Origin of the sequence: Bradyrhizobium sp. I1.14.4, from assembly GCF_050435825.1 — a bacterium.
Lineage (GTDB): Bacteria > Pseudomonadota > Alphaproteobacteria > Rhizobiales > Xanthobacteraceae > Bradyrhizobium.
In genome coordinates, this window is sequence record NZ_JBNDLA010000007.1 from 67,455 (window position 1) to 84,061 (window position 16,607).

Genomic DNA, 16,607 nt, shown 5'->3' on the forward strand with positions numbered 1-16,607 from the left:
TTGCCGGACACAACTGCATCCTTCCGCTCGACATCCAAAAACAACACCGTGCGCGGCCGTCCGCGTCGCGGAAAATTCTGATGGAAACGAGGGCAGAATGATCAAGACACGTTTCACCGAAATGTTCGGCGTCGACCACCCGATCGTGCAGGGCGGCATGCAATGGGTCGGACGCGCGGAGCTGGTTGCCGCCGTCGCCAATGCCGGCGCGCTCGGCATGATCACTGCGCTGACCCAGCCGACGCCGGACGATCTGCGCAAGGAAATCGCGCGCTGCCGCGAGCTGACCGACAAGCCGTTCGGCGTGAATCTGACCATCCTGCCCGCGATCAAGCCGCCCCCCTACGCCGAATACCGCCAGGTCATCATCGAGAGCGGCATCAAGATCGTCGAGACCGCCGGCAACAAGCCGCAGGAACATGTCGACGAGTTCAAGAAGCACGGCATCAAGGTGCTGCACAAATGCACCAGCGTCCGCCACGCGCTGTCCGCCGAGCGGATGGGCGCCGACGCGATCTCGATCGACGGCTTTGAATGCGCCGGACATCCCGGCGAGGACGACACCCCCGGCCTGATCCTGATTCCGGCCGCCGCCGACAAGGTGAAGATCCCGATGATCGCCTCCGGCGGCTTCGGCGATGCGCGCGGCCTGGTCGCCGCGCTCGCGCTCGGCGCCGAAGGCATCAACATGGGCACGCGCTTCATGTGCACCAAGGAAAGCCCGATCCATCAGCTCGTGAAGGAACGCATCGTCGCCAATGACGAGCGCGAGACCGAGCTGATCTTCCGCACCATGCGCAACACCTCGCGCGTCGCCAGGAACGCGATCTCGACCAAGGTCGTGCAGATGGAGAAGGAAGGCGCCAAGTTCGAGGACGTCCGCGAACTGGTCGCCGGCGCCCGCGGCAAGATGGTCTACGCGTCAGGCGATGCCGACGAAGGCATCTGGTCGGCCGGCCAGGTGCAGGGCCTGATCCACGACATTCCGTCCTGCGCCGAGCTCATCTCGCGCATCGTGCACGAGGCGGAGGCGATCATCCGCGAGCGGCTGGAAGCGATGATGTCCGGCGCCAAGCGCCAGGCCGCGGAATAGCCGTTCTTATCGCGTGCGGCTCTGTCCCCTCATCCCCGCGCAACGGCTTTGCCGTTGTCGCTGGAGGAGCTTGCGAAGCAAGCGTCTCGAAGGACGAGGCCACAGTCGGGCCTCATGGTTCGAGATGCGCGAAGACGCGCTCCTCACCATCAGGATTTAGACCGAAAGGAATGACCTCATGAAAGCCTATGTGTACGGAGCCAATGGCCCTGAGATATCAGACGTCGCGAAACCCACGCCGAAGGGCACCCAGGTGCTGGTCAAGGTTCGTGCCTGCGGGCTGAACCGCGCCGATCTCGGCATGACCAAGGGCCACGCCCACGGCGCGGCCGGCGGCGTCGGCACCGTGCTCGGCATGGAATGGGCCGGCGAGGTCGCCGAGCTCGGCCCCGACGCCAGGGGCGTCAAGGTCGGCGACAAGATCATGGGCTCCGGCGGCGCGGCGTTCGCCGAATACACGCTCGCCGACCACGGCCGGCTGTTCCGCACGCCATCGAACATGAATTTCGACGAGGCCGCCACCCTCCCCGTCGCGCTCGCCACCATGCACAATGCCGTTGTCACCAACGGCGCACTGCATGCCGGGCAGACCGTGCTGATCCAGGGCGCGAGCTCCGGCGTCGGCCTGATGGCGATGCAGATCGCGAAACTGAAAGGTGCGAAGCTCGTGGTGGGATCCTCGACCGATGCGATGCGCCGCGGCCGCTTGAAAGAGTTCGGCGCCGATCTCGCGGTGGATTCCAGGGATTCCGGCTGGGTCGATCAGGTGTTGCAGGCGACCGGCGGCGAAGGCGTAGATCTGATCGTCGATCAGATCTCAGGACCGGTCGCAAACCAGAACCTCAAGGCGACCAGGGTCAAGGGCCGCATCGTCAATGTCGGCCGGCTCGGCGGCACCCATGGCGACTTCAACTTCGACCTGCACGCGGCGCGTCGCATCCAATATATCGGCGTCACCTTCCGCACCCGCTCGATCGAGGAGATCCGCGAAATCTTCGACGAGGTGCGCAAGGACATCTGGCCCGCGGTCGAAGCGCGCAAGCTGCAGCTGCCGATCGACCAGGTCTACAAGTTCGCCGACATCGGCAAGGCGTTCGAGCACATGGAAGCGAACAAGCACCTCGGCAAGATCGTGGTGACGCTGTAGCAGCAGGCTCCGGCGATTGTCATCGTCATTGCGAGCGAAGGGCGGATTAGCGAAGCGTAATCCGCCATCTTTTGCTGGATGCAAGCGCGGATTATGCCGGAGCCTGTCATCGGGCCGCGCTTCGCGCGGACCCGGTGGGCTAATCCGCGCCTGCTGCGTGCTATGCCGCGGCTCTTTCGCGTGCGGTGTTCAGCCGGCCGGTCCGGGAATCCAATAATCCCCCGCAAGCGGGCTGACCTTTACGCCGCTAAGGACTCCGAGCTCCAGGCTTGGATCGAAATAGCGCATCGTCCGCTCATTGAGGTCAATGATGCGGCCAGGCCGTAGTGGCCCCACGTCATTTATCTTCACGATGACCTTCTTGCCTACAGCCTCGACGAGGGCATATTTCGGCCTCGCGCCAAATTCGACCCCACCAAACTTCCGACGCAAACTCGTTTTGATGGCAGCCGCCCAGACCGAGCGATCATAGCGCTCGCCGGAGGCTGTGCTCGGACCGCCCTCCTCCTTGCCGGGCTTGAACGGATTGTACATGGATGCCGCGCCAACGATTGCATCCCCACACGCGGCGTTGACGACGGCGCTTGAATGAACCGCACCGATTTCACTTCGAGCAGCGGTGCCAGAAATGGCGAGCGCAACCAGGGCGCCGCAAATTGCGGCGCTCGAGCCGAACAGCATCATAACTCCTTGATTTATTTTTTTTCGATCGCCCGGTTCCCGATGCCGCAAAACACGGACAAACGAACGCGGAGGCGTTAACGCGTGCCAATTCTTTGCGGATTCGCGCCAGTTCCGGCGACGGAACCATTATGAGAACCGGGGCGGTCCTCACACCGTGCCTTCAGTTTCGCGCCCGACTAAGACAGAGATTGCGTCAGCAAAATGACTGAATGGAGCGGTCTTCGACAGCGCGTGAAGAGCATATCGGAGTCACCTTCCGCACCCGCTCGATCGAGGAGATCCGCGAGGTTTTGACGATGTGCGCAAGGACATCTGGCCCGCAGTCGAAGCGCGCAAGCTGCAGCTGCCGATCGACCAGGTCTACAAGTTCGCCGACATCGGCAAGGCGTTCGCGCACATGGAAGCCAACAAGCATCTTGGCAAGATCGTGGTGACGCTGCAGCGGGCAAGTGCGTAGGGAGGATTGGCCGAAGCAGACGCTTGCAAGCGTACTTTCATTGACCAAAGAGCAATGTTTTCTTCCTCCTTCTGATCTGGGCTGGAGTGGTTGCCTCTCGTCAATCGTCGAAAGTTCCTCCATAGTCCCGTTTTTGCGCAATCGATTGTCGATAAAACGGAGATTATGATGACCAGTGCATCGCCGGATATTGTAATAGTTGGTGGAGGTATTGGCGGTGGTGCGCTGGCGAGCGTGCTCGCCCGCGATGGCATCAAGATCGTCGTGCTCGAACGCGAGACCGTCTTTCCCGATCGAGTTCGCGGCGAATGGATCGCTCCCTGGGGTGTTGCGGAGGCGAACCGGCTTGATCTTCTCAATCTGCTGCGGGAGCACGGCGGTCTCTGCATCTCGCGCAACGTTCTGTACGACGAAATCTGGCCGTCGGATGCCGCCGAGCAGCATGCGATGGATTTGACTGTGATGCATCCGGAAGCACCAGGAGCGTTGTGCATTGGTCATCCGCTGATGTGCAATATCCTTCACGATGCGGCTGTTGAGTGCGGCGTTCGGTTCATCAGGGGCGTCGAGCACATCGAGGTGACGCCAGGCGCGCGGCCTGTGGTGTCCTTTGTTCACGACGGACTGACGACAACGCTGTCACCCCGCCTCGTGATCGGGGCCGACGGGCGCAACTCGCAAGTCAGGAAGCGGCTTGAGTTTCGCGTCGAAGCCGATCTGCCGCACAGCATTATCTGCGGCATGCTGGTGGCCAATGTGCCGGATTGGCCACGCAACGTGCAGGCGATCGGAACCGAGGGCAGGCTTCACTATTTGGTCTTCCCGCAGGGCAAGGATCTCGTTCGCCTGTATGCCTGTTACGATTTTGCCGACCGCGCGCGATTTTCTGGTCCCGACAAGCAAGCCCAGATGCTCCGCGCCTTTCGGCTGAACTGTCTGCCGCTGGGCGAGGCGATTGCAGCAGGCACGCCGATTGGACCATTGAACGGAGTCTCAAACGAGGATCATTGGATCGACAATCCGACTGCACCCGGCGTCGCGCTGATCGGCGATGCTGCTGGCCACAATGATCCCATCACCGGACAGGGCGTCTCGATTACGTTGCGGGATGTGCGATTGATGAGGGACATTCTCCTCGCCGACGGCGACTGGAGCCAGAGCGACTTCGCACCCTATGTCGAGGAACGGCGTGAACGCATGCGGCGGCTGAGGATCGCGGCCCGTCTTGCAAGGCAACTCAGGGTGGAGTTCGGTCCTGATGCGAAAGCGCGCCGGGCTCGCGTGACCATGCGTGCAGCTGAGCGTCGCGTGTCGCCTTACCCGGCCGTGCTGATCGGTCCCGAGCGCTTGCCGCCGGAAGCTTTCCTGCCAGAGACTATTGAAAATCTGTTCGCGGCTTAAAATCAGCATTCCGAAAATGTCTGCATCTGGCCCTGGCTGACCGCAAAGGGGTGGTGGAGCGCAGCTACGGCGGACAAGTCGCTCTACGCATCCTACGGTGCGGCTTGCGACGATGGGTGTTGCCAATTCGACACGACGGGCAACTCAGGAAAACACGTCAAGCCCCGCAACAAAAAATATTTCGCTTTATCAGAAACGCAACTCAGTGTATGGTCCGCCCGTCTCACCCGATCGAGGGGCGCTTCGCGATCGTCACGGGTGTTGCGGTGAGATGCGGTGGCCGCCGCGTGTGTGACTGACGAGCATGCATGAGGCGGACGGCGAAGTCGTGTGGTCCTGACGCCCCAGTGGCAGGTGTCCTCTCGCAAAACGTGAAAGCGTTTTTGCGAGGGCGGTGACAACAAAGCCCGGTCTCGCCGGGGAGAGCACGAAGTAAGCCGTAAAGCCATCGCGCAGGGAATGCCGGAGTGCCTCCGCTGAACCTGTATGCGCGTTTTTGTTTCCACTTTTGCACACGAGACCGCGGGTGCAGCGCGCACCCGGCATTCCCTGCGCCCTCTTCCGAGGGCGAATGATCTTGCAAAGCTCGGGCGAAACTCGCCGCGAGAACGAGGATGTATGGTTGACACGTCGCACAACACATCCAGCGTCGTCCTGGCCTAGTGCGCAATTGCGCACGGGAGCCAGGACCCATTACCCCGAATGCGAGTCATGACGCGATGCAGCTGCTACAGCTCATTCAACAACACGACCCTGTGGTTATGGATCCTGGCTTTCGCCAGGACGACAGCGTGATCTTGGCACTACGATGCACTTGCAAGTGAGTTGCGATTGCGCGTTGCGAACGACACTTGATGTTCACAGATGGACTGCTAAACCGCCGCCCATGAGCGCACCCAACACCAAGACATCAGTCGCCGCGATCTCGATCCTCGCCAGTGGCAGCATGGCCGTGGCGAAGTTCGTCGTCGGCATCGCCATCGGATCGCTGGCGCTGATCTCCGAAGCGCTGCACTCTTCGATCGACCTGGTCGCAACCATCATCACCTGGGCGGTGGTGCGGGTCTCGGATCAGCCGGCCGACGCCGAGCATCACTACGGCCATGGCAAGTTCGAGAGCGTCTCGGCGCTCTTCATCATCGCCCTGCTCTATGTGCTGGCCGGCGGCATCCTGGTGCAGGCCTACAGCCATCTGCGCGAAGGTGCACCGCCGCCGTCGATCTCGGCGATTCCCTTCATCGTTCTCGTCATCGATATCGGCGTCAATCTGTGGCGGGCCCGTGCGCTGCACCGCGCCGCGCGCGACACCAAGAGCCAGGCGCTGGCGGCCGATGCGCTGCATTTTGCCTCCGACGTGATGGGCTCGGCGGCCGTCATTGTCGGCCTGGTGCTGGCAGGCCTTGGCTTCTGGTGGGGCGATGCCGCGGCCGCCATCGCCGTCGCCGTGATGATTGCCCTGCTCGGCCTGCGCATGGCGCGGGAGACGGTCGAGACCCTGCTCGACCGCGCCCCCGAAGGCGCGCTGGAGAAGACCACGGCCGCCATCCGGGCCGTGCCGGGGGTCGTCGACGTCGACCGCCTGCGGGTCCGCATGGTCGGCGCAACGCATTTCATCGATGCCTTCGTCACCGTGCCGCGCACCTATCCGATCGACCGCGTCGAGGACATCAAGCGCAGGGCACAGCAGGCGGTGACCAAGGCGCTGGGCGACGCCGACCTCACCTTCACCGCGGTGCCGGTGGCGCGCGACAATGAGAGCGTGCGCGAACGCATCATGGTGATCGCGCGCAATTCCGGCCTCGCCATCCACCACGTCACCGTGCACGACATCGCCGGCAAGCTGATCGTCGGCATCGACCTCGAGGTCGACAGCGACATGGCGCTGAACGCCGCACACGACATCGCCCACGAGTTCGAGCGCGCGATCCGCGAGGACTTTGGCGAGGACGTCGAGGTCGACACCCATATCGAACCGCTCGAACCGGAGCTGCCGTGGGGAACCGACGCCGCGCCCGACCGCGTCGAAGCCATCAAGGCCGCGCTGACCGGATTTGCCGATGGCGGCGCGATCCATGACATCCATAATGTGCGGGTGCGCAATAGCGACGCCGGCGAGATCGTCAACTTCCATTGCCGCGCTCAGCCTTCGATGAGTGTGATCAAGGTGCACGAAAGCGTCGACGAGATCGAACGCAAGCTGCGCCGCGCGTTCCCCACCGTGAAGCGTGTGATCAGTCACGCAGAACCGACGCGCGCGTAATTCTACGGAGCCGTTCCCGTTTCGGACTCACTTTGCGCCTGATGATTCTCTCTTGGACAAGAATTTTTTCGCATTAACGAATCGTTGACTCTCGACAGCCCGGGAAATCTGGATTCAAATCATCATGATTCGGATGCGACGAGGGGAGCATCCGGACCGGGTAAAAATCAGCTTAGATGGGGGTCTAAGGCATGGCGCGCGCGCATGCAGCGAACGCTTGCGTCCAATCCGATTCGATCAAGGGATTGGCGCAGTCGATCGCGAAACCGGCCTATCACAGGCTCCTGACGGCCGAGCCTGCACTGCGCCGCGCTGTCCCTACGCTGATCATCGCCTTCCTCATCACGATCTGCCTCGGCGCCTTCGTCCAGGTGATCGACCAGAACCGGCAGAAACGCGGCGCGACGAAGCGCGACCTCGCCGCGCTCTCCGACATCCTCGCCGAGCGTCTCGATCGCCTGACCTCGGTGCGCCGCGAGCGGCTCGCCAACATCGAGCGGATGCAGGAGCTGCTGCCGGACCTGATCCCGTCCTGGGGCATCGCCTACGGCCGCCACGTCATCATCACCAGCGCCGATCACCGCGTGCTGGCACGCGTGCCGATCGACGGCGCCGGCGAGAACGACCGCATCCTCGACATCGTCTCCACCGCGCAGCTGCTCGTCGCGCCCGGCCAGCAGGGCGTGGTCAATGACATGACGCTGCCGGGCGGCACCGGCGCGCTGGCGATCTCGCAACTCGTCAAGTCGCTGCCCGGCCAGGTCGTCGTCATCCAGGAGATGAACGAGCCGATCTGGGGATCGGACGCCGCGCTCTCGGTGACGCTGTCGGCGACCACGAGCTTCGTGGTGCTGATCCTCGGCTTCGCCTTCCACTGGCAATCGACCCGCGCCCGCGAGGGCGACCTGATCAACGACGCCGTGCGCGGCCGGATCGACACCGCGCTCAATCGCGGCCGCTGCGGATTGTGGGACTGGGACCTGTCGCGCGGCAGGATCTTCTGGTCGCAGTCGATGTTCACCCTGCTCGGCCTCGATACCCGAAACGACCTCCTCACCTTCGGCGAGGTCAACGCGCTGGTGAACTCCGACGACATCAACCTGTTCGACATCGCCGAGCAGCTGATCTCGAACAAGATCGATCACATCGACCAGAGCTTCCGCATGCGCCATGTCGGCGGCCACTGGATCTGGCTGCGCGTGCGCTGTGAGCTCAGCCACGCCGCGGCGGACAGCGGCCAGCACTTGATCGGCATCGCGATCGACGTCACCGAGCAGAAGAGCCTTGCCGAGAGGTCGGTGGAAGCCGATCTCAGGCTGCGCGACGCCATCGAGACCATTCCGGAGGCCTTCGTGCTCTGGGACGCCGAGGACCGCCTCGTGCTGTGCAACTCGCACTTCCAGCGGCTGCACAAGCTGCCGGATTCCGCCGTCAACCCCGGCACCTCCTACGAGACCGTGATCGAGGTCGGCAGCATGCCCGAAGTACGCACCCGCCTGCACGAGAGTGGCATGCCGGCGCCCGGCGCCCGCACCTTCGAGGCTCAGCTCGACGACGGCAGCTGGCTGCACATCAGCGAGCGCCGCACCAAGGACGGCGGCTACGTCTCGGTGGGCACCGACATCACCCGCATCAAGGCGCACGAGCAGAAGCTGGTCGACAACGATCTACGCCTGCGCGCCACCGTGATCGACCTGCAGCGCTCGCAGTCCGAACTGGAACGGCAGGCCGTCGAGCTCGCCGACCTCGCCGAAAAATATTCGCAGGAGAAGACCCGGGCCGAGGACGCCAACGCCGCGAAGTCGAAATTCCTCGCCAATATGAGCCATGAGCTGCGCACGCCGCTCAACGCCATCATCGGCTTCTCCGAGATCATGGGCAGCGGCCTGTTCGGGACGCTCGGCTCGGACAAGTACGCGGAGTACTGCCACGACATCCTGACATCGGGGAAATACCTGCTCGAGGTCATCAACGACATTCTCGACATGTCGAAGATCGAGGCCGGCCGCATGAAGTTCGACATGGAGCCGCTCGACCTCTCCGGCATCCTCGCCGAGTCGCTGCGGGTGGTCTCCGGCCGCGCCGAGCACAAGGGGCTGTCGCTCGAATCGGATATCGAAAGCACGATCTCTGTTGTCGCCGACCGCCGCGCGGTCAAGCAGATCATCGTCAACCTGCTCTCCAACGCGGTGAAGTTCACGCCCGACAACGGCCGCGTGCTTGTGCGCGGCCAGATGCTGGATGACTCGATCGTGCTGCTGATCGCCGACAGCGGCATCGGCATCGCGCCGGAATCGCTGCGGCGGCTCGGCAAGCCGTTCGAACAGGTCGAGAGCCAGCTCACCAAGAGCTACCAGGGTTCGGGCCTCGGACTTGCGATCGCGCGCTCGCTCACCAACCTGCACGGAGGCTCGATGAGGCTGCGCTCCAAGCTCGGCGTCGGCACCGTCGTCCGCATCACGCTGCCCCGCGATCCACGGAGCTTGCAGACGAAAGTGCGGGAGGCTGCTTAAGTCCGGCGTTACTTCGCAAGCACCCCTTGCAGCAGCGCTGGATCGCCGAGCACTGCCAGCGTCTCGCGCGGCGTGAGATGGCCGACCGCCTCGTCGAAGCTGTCGCTTGCCTCGATCCGCGCGCGCGCCACCGCGAGATGAAGGTCGATCTCGCCAGGGCCGCCGCGCCTCGCCGGCGGAAGCGATGACAGATGACGATGCAGCAAGCCGGAATCCCGCCGCAACGCCGCGAGCGCAGGTGCGGAGCCACGCGGGGGTGACGACGCCAGTTCGTTGGCGCGGGCCAGCACGCTCGGCGGCCTCACCTCCTCCGGCGTCGCGAACAGAGCGCGCATTGCCGGCCTGGCGGTCCAGGCCCCGATCGGGATCGCAAACAGCAGGCCGACGATCACCGGCGACATCCAAAGCAGCAGCGGCAATGACACGGCATAGGCGCTTGCCGCCATCGCGATACCGCAGGCGGTCGGGATGCCGTATTTCCGATACAGCTCGCGCCGCTCGACCTCGCCGTCGTCGCGTCGCTGTGTCTGCCAGCCCGCATCCTGCCCGAGCAATATCTCGACGACGGCTATCGACTGGAACACCATCATGACCGGCGCGATCATTGCCGAAATCAACACCTCGGCGATGACACCTGCAAACGCCCGAAAGCCGCCGCCGAATTGCCGGCGCGTGTCCGACCGCGTCAGCAACAGGATGAAGCCGAGCAGCTTCGGCACGATCAGCAGCGCCATGGTGAGACCAAAGACCCAGGCGGCGAGCACGGGGTCCTGCGCCGGCCAGTTCGGAAACAGCGAGAAGCCCTTCGGAAAATACTCCGGACGAATGAAGCGCGCCTGCAACGAGATCAGGATTCCGAGCAGCAGGAACGACAGCCAGAGCGGCGCGGTGATGTAGGAGCCGATCCCTGTCATGAAATGCAGCCGCGAGACCCAATGCAGCCTGCGCGTCGTCAGTACGGCGAGATGCTGCAGATTGCCCTGGCACCAGCGCCGGTCGCGCGCGGCGAAATCCAGCAGCGACGGCGGCACCTCCTCAAAACTGCCGCCGAGCACCGGCGCCATGTAGATGCCCCAGCCGGCGCGCCGCATCAGCGCCGCCTCGACAAAATCGTGGCTCAGGATATGGCCGCCGAACGGCTTTCGTCCGGCCAGCTCCGGCAGGCCCGCCTGCTCCGCAAAGGCCTGAATCCTGATGATCGCATTGTGTCCCCAATAATTGCCTTCGGAGCCGTGCCACCATGCGACGCCAGCTGCGACCATCGGCCCGTAGAGCCGGCCGGCGAACTGCTGCAGACGGCTGAACAGGCTGCGCGCGTTGACGATGACAGGCAACGTCTGCAGCAGCGCTGCCTGCGGATTGGTCTCCATGGCGTGAACCATCCGCACCATGGTGTCACCCGACATCAGGCTGTCGGCGTCGAGCACGATCATGAACTGGTAGGCGCCGCCGAACCGCGTGATCCACTCGCCGACATTGCCTGACTTCCGCGCCGTGTTGTCGGCGCGATGCCGGTAGTAGAGCCGCCCCCCGCCACAGGCATCGCTGAGCGCGAGGAACGCCTGTTCCTCGGCGATCCAGATATCGGGATCGCGCGTGTCGCTCAGCACGAACCAGTCGAAGCCTTCCCCGTGTCCGGTCGCCTCGACCGACTCGTAGATGGCGTGCAGGCGCGCCATCAATTGATGGGGATTCTCGTTGTAGGTCGGGAGCAGCACCGCAGTCCGGCTCGCGATCTGCGGCAAGGGACCATCGTCCTGGATCGGCAAGGCGTTCCCATGGCGCCGAAGCAGCACGAAAAAGCCGGCGAGCGCCGAGACAAACGAAAACGCGACCCAGGCGAGCAGCGCCACGAACAGCACCAGCACCATGCCTTCCATGATCGTCACGCCGCCGACCTGGACCACCATGTACATCTCGTAGGCGCCGGCGCCGGTCAGCGCCGCCGTCAGCACCAGCACAAACGCGCGGCGCATGAACATGCCCGCGCCGACCGACACCGGCTTGCTCACGGCGCGCGGCGGCTGGTCAAGATCGGCCGCGGACATCGCAAGCGGCGTCTCTTGCGGAAGGAAGCCGTCGGTCGCCGTGGCGGTGACGTCGGGATGAGGCGACGAGACTATGGCGCCCATCGATAGACCCAGATCTCCGAGAGCGGCTTGTCATCCTGCGCCAGATGGGCGCGCAGCTCGATCGGGTCCTTCTTGACGGCACACTGGAAGCTGAGCCGCCATCCGCCCGTATTCGGATTTGGCTGCGTGACGACGTTCGTGATCTCGGCCTTCTCGGCCGACACGACGCCCTTGATGCTGCCCGGATCGATCCCCTTCAGATTGTCCCCGAACAGGTCGAGCACGAACAGCTTGCTGTTCTCGTCATGTGCACCGATGCCGGTGCGGGTGAAGCGCGCGAGCGAATGCGGCTTCGGCGCGTCAGGTCCCCAATGCAGGCGGTAGGTGAGATTGGTCTCGCTCTTGGCGCGAAGCGGCGCCTTCGGTCGCCAGAACGCGGCGATGTTGTCGTGGATCTCCTCCTTGGTCGGAATCTCGAACAGGATCACCGCGCCTTCGCCCCAGTCGCCGATCGGCTCGACCCACAGGCTCGGACGCTTCTCGAAGCGCGATTCGATGTCCTGATAGGCGAAGAAATTCTTCTCCCGCTGCATCAGCCCGAAGCCGTGCGGATTGATGTCCTGGAACGTGCTGATCTGGAGGTCGCGCGGATTGCTCAGCGGACGCCACAGGCTCTCGCCCTTGCCGTTGTAGATCGCAAGCCCGTCGGAATCGTGCACGGACGGCCTGAAGTCATCGACTTCATTGCGATCATTGGGCCCGAAGAAGAACATGCTGGTCATCGGCGCAAGGCCGACGTGCTCGAGATCGGCACGCGGATAAAGCGATGCCTCGACGTCGAAGACCGTAGTCGCTCCAGGCCTGATCGTGAAGCGATAGCTCGCCGCGCAGCTCTTGCTGTCGAGCAAGGCATGAATGACCAGCGAGGTTGCGTTGGGCACCGGACGCTCGAGCCAGAATGCCTTGAAGAACGGAAACTCCTCGCCCTTGGCTTCTCCGGTATCGATCGAAAGGCCGCGCGCCGACAGGCCATAGGTCTCATCCTTGGCGACGGCGCGGAAATAACTTGCGCCCAGGAAGACGCAGACCTCGTCGTAATAGTCCGGCTTGTTGATCGGCGCGTGGATACGAAATCCGGCAAAGCCGAGGTCCGTCTCGGTGAACGCAGGCACGGTCTCACCGAACGAAAACATGTCCTTGCCGTACTTGACTTCGCTGACCTTGCCGTCAGCGACCTCGAAGATATTGATCTTGTTCTTGTAGAAGAAGCCGCGGTGGAAGAACTGCGCTTCGAACGGCAGTTTCGCGCCGCGCCACAACGCGCGCTCGGGCACGAAGCGGATCGACCGGTACTGATCGTAGTTCAGGTCGGTCAGGCCATTCGGCAATTTCTCGTCCGGCGCCTCGAATGACTTGCTGGCAAGGTTGCGGGCGAGCTCCCGCACCATGGACGGGTTGAAGGGGGCGTCCGACGTGTTCCCTGCGGCTGCAGCCGCCCGCGGCGGCAAGAACATCAGTGTCGGCAACACGGCCGATCCATGGAGTAACTCACGACGATTCAAGGCAGCTCCTGCTCGCTGATCGGGATGCCGCAATGAAACCGCTCAACCGTCTGTGAGTTCCATTGTTGCTGCGTGCAGCAGAAGATTGCTTCCCGGCTGTGCACCAGGACTTGCTTCAAGGCGAGGCGACAACGCGCGATTGCTTCCTGGCGCGCCTGGCCAGGCGATTGTCCAATATGGAACCGTGGTGGAAGAGCCGCGACAGATCGCCGAAAGCTACGCGCTCTCCAGCGTCGGTGCGACCTCGCGCGCGACCTGCACCAAGGCCGCGATCAGCGGCGTCATCGGATCGCGCTGCGGGATCACCAAGCCGATGCTGTAGTCCACGACCGGATCGACGATCGGAATGCTGCGCACGGCGTCCGCAAGGCCGAGCGTCTCGGCGAGCTTGGCCGGCATCACGCTCGCCCAGCGGCCGGTCTTCACATGGGTATAGAGCACGAGCAGTGAATTCGACGTCAGCGTCGGCGTCGCCTCCGCGCCGACCGAGGTCAGCGCACGATCGATGATGCGGCGGTTCTGCATGTCGGGCGTGAGCAGACAGAGCGGCACGGTGCCGACTTCCTTCCAGGTGACCTGCTTGCGGTCGCCGAACATCGCGTCGGGCGCCGTCAGCAGACGATAGCTCTCATTGTAGAGCGGGATGGTGCGGACCTTTCCGATCGGCTCGTTCTCGATGTAGGTCAGCCCGGCATCGACCTCGAGATTTTCGAGCAGGCCGAGCACGTCGGCCGAGGTACACGACTGGATGCGGAAACGCACCTCCGGATGACGCGCCCGGAACGGCGTGGTGAGCGAGGCCACCATGCCGAGCACGGTCGGGATCGCCGCGATCCGGATCTCGCCCGACAGCTTGTCCTTGAGGCTGTTGATCTCCTGCTTCATCGCCCGCGCATCGCCGACGATGCGCCGCGCCCAATCCAGCGTCCGTTCGCCCTCCGGCGTGAAACCCTGGAAGCGGGATCCGCGCTGGACCAGCATGACGCCGAGGATTTCCTCGAGCTGCTTGAGACTGGTCGACATGGTCGGCTGGGTGACGCCGCAGGCCTCCGCAGCCCGGCCAAAATGCCGTTCCTTGGCCAGCGCCAGCAGAAGTTCCAGCTTGTCGATCAAGATTCAAACCCCTTCGGAAAGCGGTGCCCCAAATGGCAGCCCGACGCGTCCATAGGTAGCACGATCAGGGCGCGATCCCGAAATCCAAAGCATCCCGGAAGTGCGTGATTCCAGAACATTATTGCGATCCCGGATCAACCCATTTGGCAACGCTATTAATCGCGTTTCGCAATCGCCGCATGAGACAGCTTTATTGATGTTTCGAAGGATTCCAATTCTGATGTGCGAAGCAAAAAACTGATCGTGAGTAGCGCTGATGACGGTGGGATACGAACCTTGGGACAAGGCGCGCGGTGCTGAAATCATCGCCGAACATGCCGAGCTTGAAGGCGCGACGCTGGTGATCCTGCACGCGTTGCAGGAAGCCTTCGGCTACGTGCCGGAGCCGGCGATCCCGATGGTGGCGGAGGCCCTCAATTTGTCCCGCGCCGAGGTGCACGGCGTATTCACCTTCTACCATGATTTCCGGAAAGCACCGGCTGGACGTCACGTCCTCAAGCTGTGCCGCGCCGAGGCCTGCCAGGCTGCCGGCGGCGACCGGCTTGCGGCGCGCGCGGAAGCGAAGCTGGGCGTTTCCCTGGGAAATACCACGGCGGACGAGCGCGTGACGCTGGAGCCGATCTACTGCCTCGGGCTCTGCGCCACCGCGCCGTCGGCGATGTTGGATGGCCGCGTGGTCGGCCGGCTCGATGAAGCCCGCATCGACGCTCTGGTCGCGGAGGCACAGCGATGACGATGCGGATCTTCGTTCCCCGCGATGCCGGCGCGGTTGCGGTCGGCGCCGACGACGTCGCCCTCGCTTTCGAGCAGGCCGCAGCGCGCGGCAAGCCGGTCGAGATTATCAGGACCGGTTCGCGGGGGCTGTACTGGCTGGAGCCGATGGTCGAACTGGCGACCCCCCAGGGCCGCATCGCCTTCGGCCCGGTGACGGCGGCGGACGTCCCGTCCCTGCTCGATGCGATGGCCGGCAACGGCCAGCATGCCCTGCGGCTTGGTGTCACGGACGAGATTCCCTGGCTGAAGCGCCAGACCCGGCTGACCTTCATGCGCTGCGGCGTGGTCGATCCGCGTTCGGTCGACGACTACCGCGCCCATGGCGGCTACAAGGGCCTGGAGCGGGCGCTGACGCTGACCTCCGACCAGATCCTTGCCGACGTCACCACGTCGGGCCTGCGCGGCCGCGGCGGCGCCGGCTTCCCCACCGGCATCAAGTGGAAGACGGTGGCGCAGGCCAGCGCCGACCGCAAATACATCGTCTGCAACGCCGACGAAGGCGACAGCGGCACCTTTGCCGACCGCATGATCATGGAAGGCGACCCCTTCGTCGTGATCGAGGGCATGACGATCGCGGGTATCACGGTCGGCGCCACCAAGGGCTACATCTACATCCGCTCGGAATATCCGCACGCGGTCGAGGCGATGAACGCGGCGATCGCAGCCGCCCGGCGCGCCGGCTTGCTCGGCAAGCGGATCGGCGGCTCCGCGCATGAGTTCGATCTCGAAGTGCGGGTCGGCGCCGGCGCCTATGTCTGCGGCGAAGAGACCTCGCTCTTGGAAAGCCTCGAGGGCCACCGCGGCATCGTGCGAGCCAAGCCGCCGCTGCCGGCACATAAGGGCCTGTTCGGCCGCCCGAGCGTGATCAACAACGTGCTGTCGTTCGCGGCGATCCCCTTCATCCTCGACAACGGCGCCAAGGCCTACGCTGATTTCGGCATGGGCCGCTCGCGCGGCACGATGCCGATCCAGCTCGCCGGCAACATCAGATATGGCGGGCTGTTCGAGACCGCGTTCGGCGTCTCGCTCGGCGAACTCGTCGACGAGATCGGCGGCGGAACGTTCACCGGACGCAAGGTGCGCGCGGTGCAGGTCGGCGGCCCGTTAGGGGCCTACTTCCCCCGCACGCTGTTCGACACGCCGTTCGACTATGAAGCGTTTGCCGCGCGCGACGGCCTGATCGGCCATGGCGGGATCGTGGTGTTCGACGACACCGTCGATATGGTCAAGCAGGCGCGCTTCGCGATGGAGTTCTGCGCGATCGAATCCTGCGGCAAGTGCACGCCGTGCCGGATCGGCTCGACCCGCGGCGTCGAGATCATCAACAAGATCATCAACGGCGAGCGCGTGGCAGAAAACCTCGCGGTTGTCGAAGACCTCTGCAACACGATGAAATTCGGCTCGCTCTGCGCACTCGGCGGCTTCACGCCCTACCCCGTGATGAGCGCACTGAAACATTTCCGGGAAGATTTTGGCGGAGATTTAGGTCCCGCACCGGCCCGGCTGCAGGCCGCGGAATAACAGGAGATCA

General features: G+C 63.8%; 11 protein-coding genes and 1 pseudogene. 8 read left to right on the plus strand and 4 right to left on the minus strand.

The window, feature by feature from the left end; translation table 11 throughout:
• The first annotated feature begins 97 nt into the window (after positions 1-97).
• Together ABIB78_RS16490 and ABIB78_RS16495 are read left to right on the plus strand one after the other, a co-directional pair.
• A complete protein-coding gene (locus ABIB78_RS16490) occupies positions 98-1,093 on the plus strand; it encodes an NAD(P)H-dependent flavin oxidoreductase (RefSeq protein ID WP_429026283.1) in 996 nt (331 codons plus the stop codon).
• A gap of 178 nt (positions 1,094-1,271) precedes the next feature.
• Complete coding sequence (locus tag ABIB78_RS16495; RefSeq protein WP_429026285.1) at positions 1,272-2,240, plus strand: zinc-binding dehydrogenase; 969 nt, start codon at positions 1,272-1,274, stop codon at positions 2,238-2,240.
• A gap of 189 nt (positions 2,241-2,429) precedes the next feature.
• On the opposite strand, the gene ABIB78_RS16500 is transcribed toward ABIB78_RS16495, so the two are convergent.
• Complete coding sequence (locus ABIB78_RS16500) at positions 2,430-2,924, minus strand: RlpA-like double-psi beta-barrel domain-containing protein (RefSeq protein ID WP_429026287.1); 495 nt, start codon at positions 2,922-2,924, stop codon at positions 2,430-2,432.
• Between the two features lie 230 nt (positions 2,925-3,154).
• Between ABIB78_RS16500 and ABIB78_RS16505 the strand changes: the two are divergent.
• The 4 genes and pseudogenes from ABIB78_RS16505 to ABIB78_RS16520 form a co-directional block, all read left to right on the plus strand.
• Positions 3,155-3,381, plus strand: a pseudogene (locus ABIB78_RS16505) (zinc-binding dehydrogenase); the annotation flags it as partial.
• Between the two features lie 90 nt (positions 3,382-3,471).
• Positions 3,472-4,782 carry an NAD(P)/FAD-dependent oxidoreductase gene (locus tag ABIB78_RS16510; protein ID WP_429026290.1) on the plus strand — a complete coding sequence of 437 codons (1,311 nt, stop codon included), beginning with the start codon at positions 3,472-3,474 and terminating at the stop codon, positions 4,780-4,782.
• A gap of 886 nt (positions 4,783-5,668) precedes the next feature.
• On the plus strand, positions 5,669-7,042 hold the full coding sequence (locus tag ABIB78_RS16515) for a cation-efflux pump (protein ID WP_429026293.1): 1,374 nt from the start codon (positions 5,669-5,671) through the stop codon (positions 7,040-7,042).
• Positions 7,043-7,233: 191 nt separating this feature from the next.
• Positions 7,234-9,555, plus strand: a complete 2,322-nt coding sequence (locus tag ABIB78_RS16520; RefSeq protein WP_429026295.1) for an ATP-binding protein — start codon at positions 7,234-7,236, stop codon at positions 9,553-9,555.
• 8 nt (positions 9,556-9,563) lie between these two features.
• On the opposite strand, the gene mdoH is transcribed toward ABIB78_RS16520, so the two are convergent.
• The 3 genes from mdoH to ABIB78_RS16535 all read right to left on the minus strand — a co-directional run bounded on the left by mdoH (position 9,564) and on the right by ABIB78_RS16535 (position 14,302).
• On the minus strand, positions 9,564-11,687 hold the full coding sequence (gene mdoH, locus ABIB78_RS16525; RefSeq protein WP_429026297.1) for a glucans biosynthesis glucosyltransferase MdoH: 2,124 nt from the start codon (positions 11,685-11,687) through the stop codon (positions 9,564-9,566).
• Positions 11,675-13,141, minus strand: a complete 1,467-nt coding sequence (locus ABIB78_RS16530; protein WP_429026785.1) for a glucan biosynthesis protein G — start codon at positions 13,139-13,141, stop codon at positions 11,675-11,677. Before ABIB78_RS16530 ends, mdoH begins: the two co-directional genes overlap by 13 nt.
• A gap of 264 nt (positions 13,142-13,405) precedes the next feature.
• Positions 13,406-14,302 carry a LysR family transcriptional regulator gene (locus tag ABIB78_RS16535; RefSeq protein ID WP_429026299.1) on the minus strand — a complete coding sequence of 299 codons (897 nt, stop codon included), beginning with the start codon at positions 14,300-14,302 and terminating at the stop codon, positions 13,406-13,408.
• Positions 14,303-14,558: 256 nt separating this feature from the next.
• On the opposite strand from ABIB78_RS16535, the gene ABIB78_RS16540 reads away from it, so the two are divergent.
• Entirely contained in the window at positions 14,559-15,035 is a 477-nt protein-coding gene (locus ABIB78_RS16540; RefSeq protein WP_429026301.1) for a formate dehydrogenase subunit gamma, read from the plus strand.
• Positions 15,032-16,597 (plus strand): formate dehydrogenase beta subunit, encoded by a 1,566-nt coding sequence (locus ABIB78_RS16545; RefSeq protein WP_429026302.1) that lies wholly within the window; start codon positions 15,032-15,034, stop codon positions 16,595-16,597. Before ABIB78_RS16540 ends, ABIB78_RS16545 begins: the two co-directional genes overlap by 4 nt.
• Positions 16,598-16,607: the final 10 nt, after the last annotated feature.

Bases quoted from the DNA above. Each gene is read 5' to 3' on its own strand.
- ABIB78_RS16540 (WP_429026301.1), top strand. From the start codon at position 14,559: ATGACGGTGGGATACGAACCTTGGGACAAGGCGCGCGGTGCTGAAATC.
- mdoH (WP_429026297.1), bottom strand. From the start codon at position 11,687: ATGGGCGCCATAGTCTCGTCGCCTCATCCCGACGTCACCGCCACGGCG.
- ABIB78_RS16500 (WP_429026287.1), bottom strand. From the start codon at position 2,924: ATGATGCTGTTCGGCTCGAGCGCCGCAATTTGCGGCGCCCTGGTTGCG.
- ABIB78_RS16520 (WP_429026295.1), top strand. From the start codon at position 7,234: ATGGCGCGCGCGCATGCAGCGAACGCTTGCGTCCAATCCGATTCGATC.
- ABIB78_RS16490 (WP_429026283.1), top strand. From the start codon at position 98: ATGATCAAGACACGTTTCACCGAAATGTTCGGCGTCGACCACCCGATC.
- ABIB78_RS16530 (WP_429026785.1), bottom strand. From the start codon at position 13,141: ATGTTCTTGCCGCCGCGGGCGGCTGCAGCCGCAGGGAACACGTCGGAC.
- ABIB78_RS16495 (WP_429026285.1), top strand. From the start codon at position 1,272: ATGAAAGCCTATGTGTACGGAGCCAATGGCCCTGAGATATCAGACGTC.
- ABIB78_RS16545 (WP_429026302.1), top strand. From the start codon at position 15,032: ATGACGATGCGGATCTTCGTTCCCCGCGATGCCGGCGCGGTTGCGGTC.
- ABIB78_RS16515 (WP_429026293.1), top strand. From the start codon at position 5,669: ATGAGCGCACCCAACACCAAGACATCAGTCGCCGCGATCTCGATCCTC.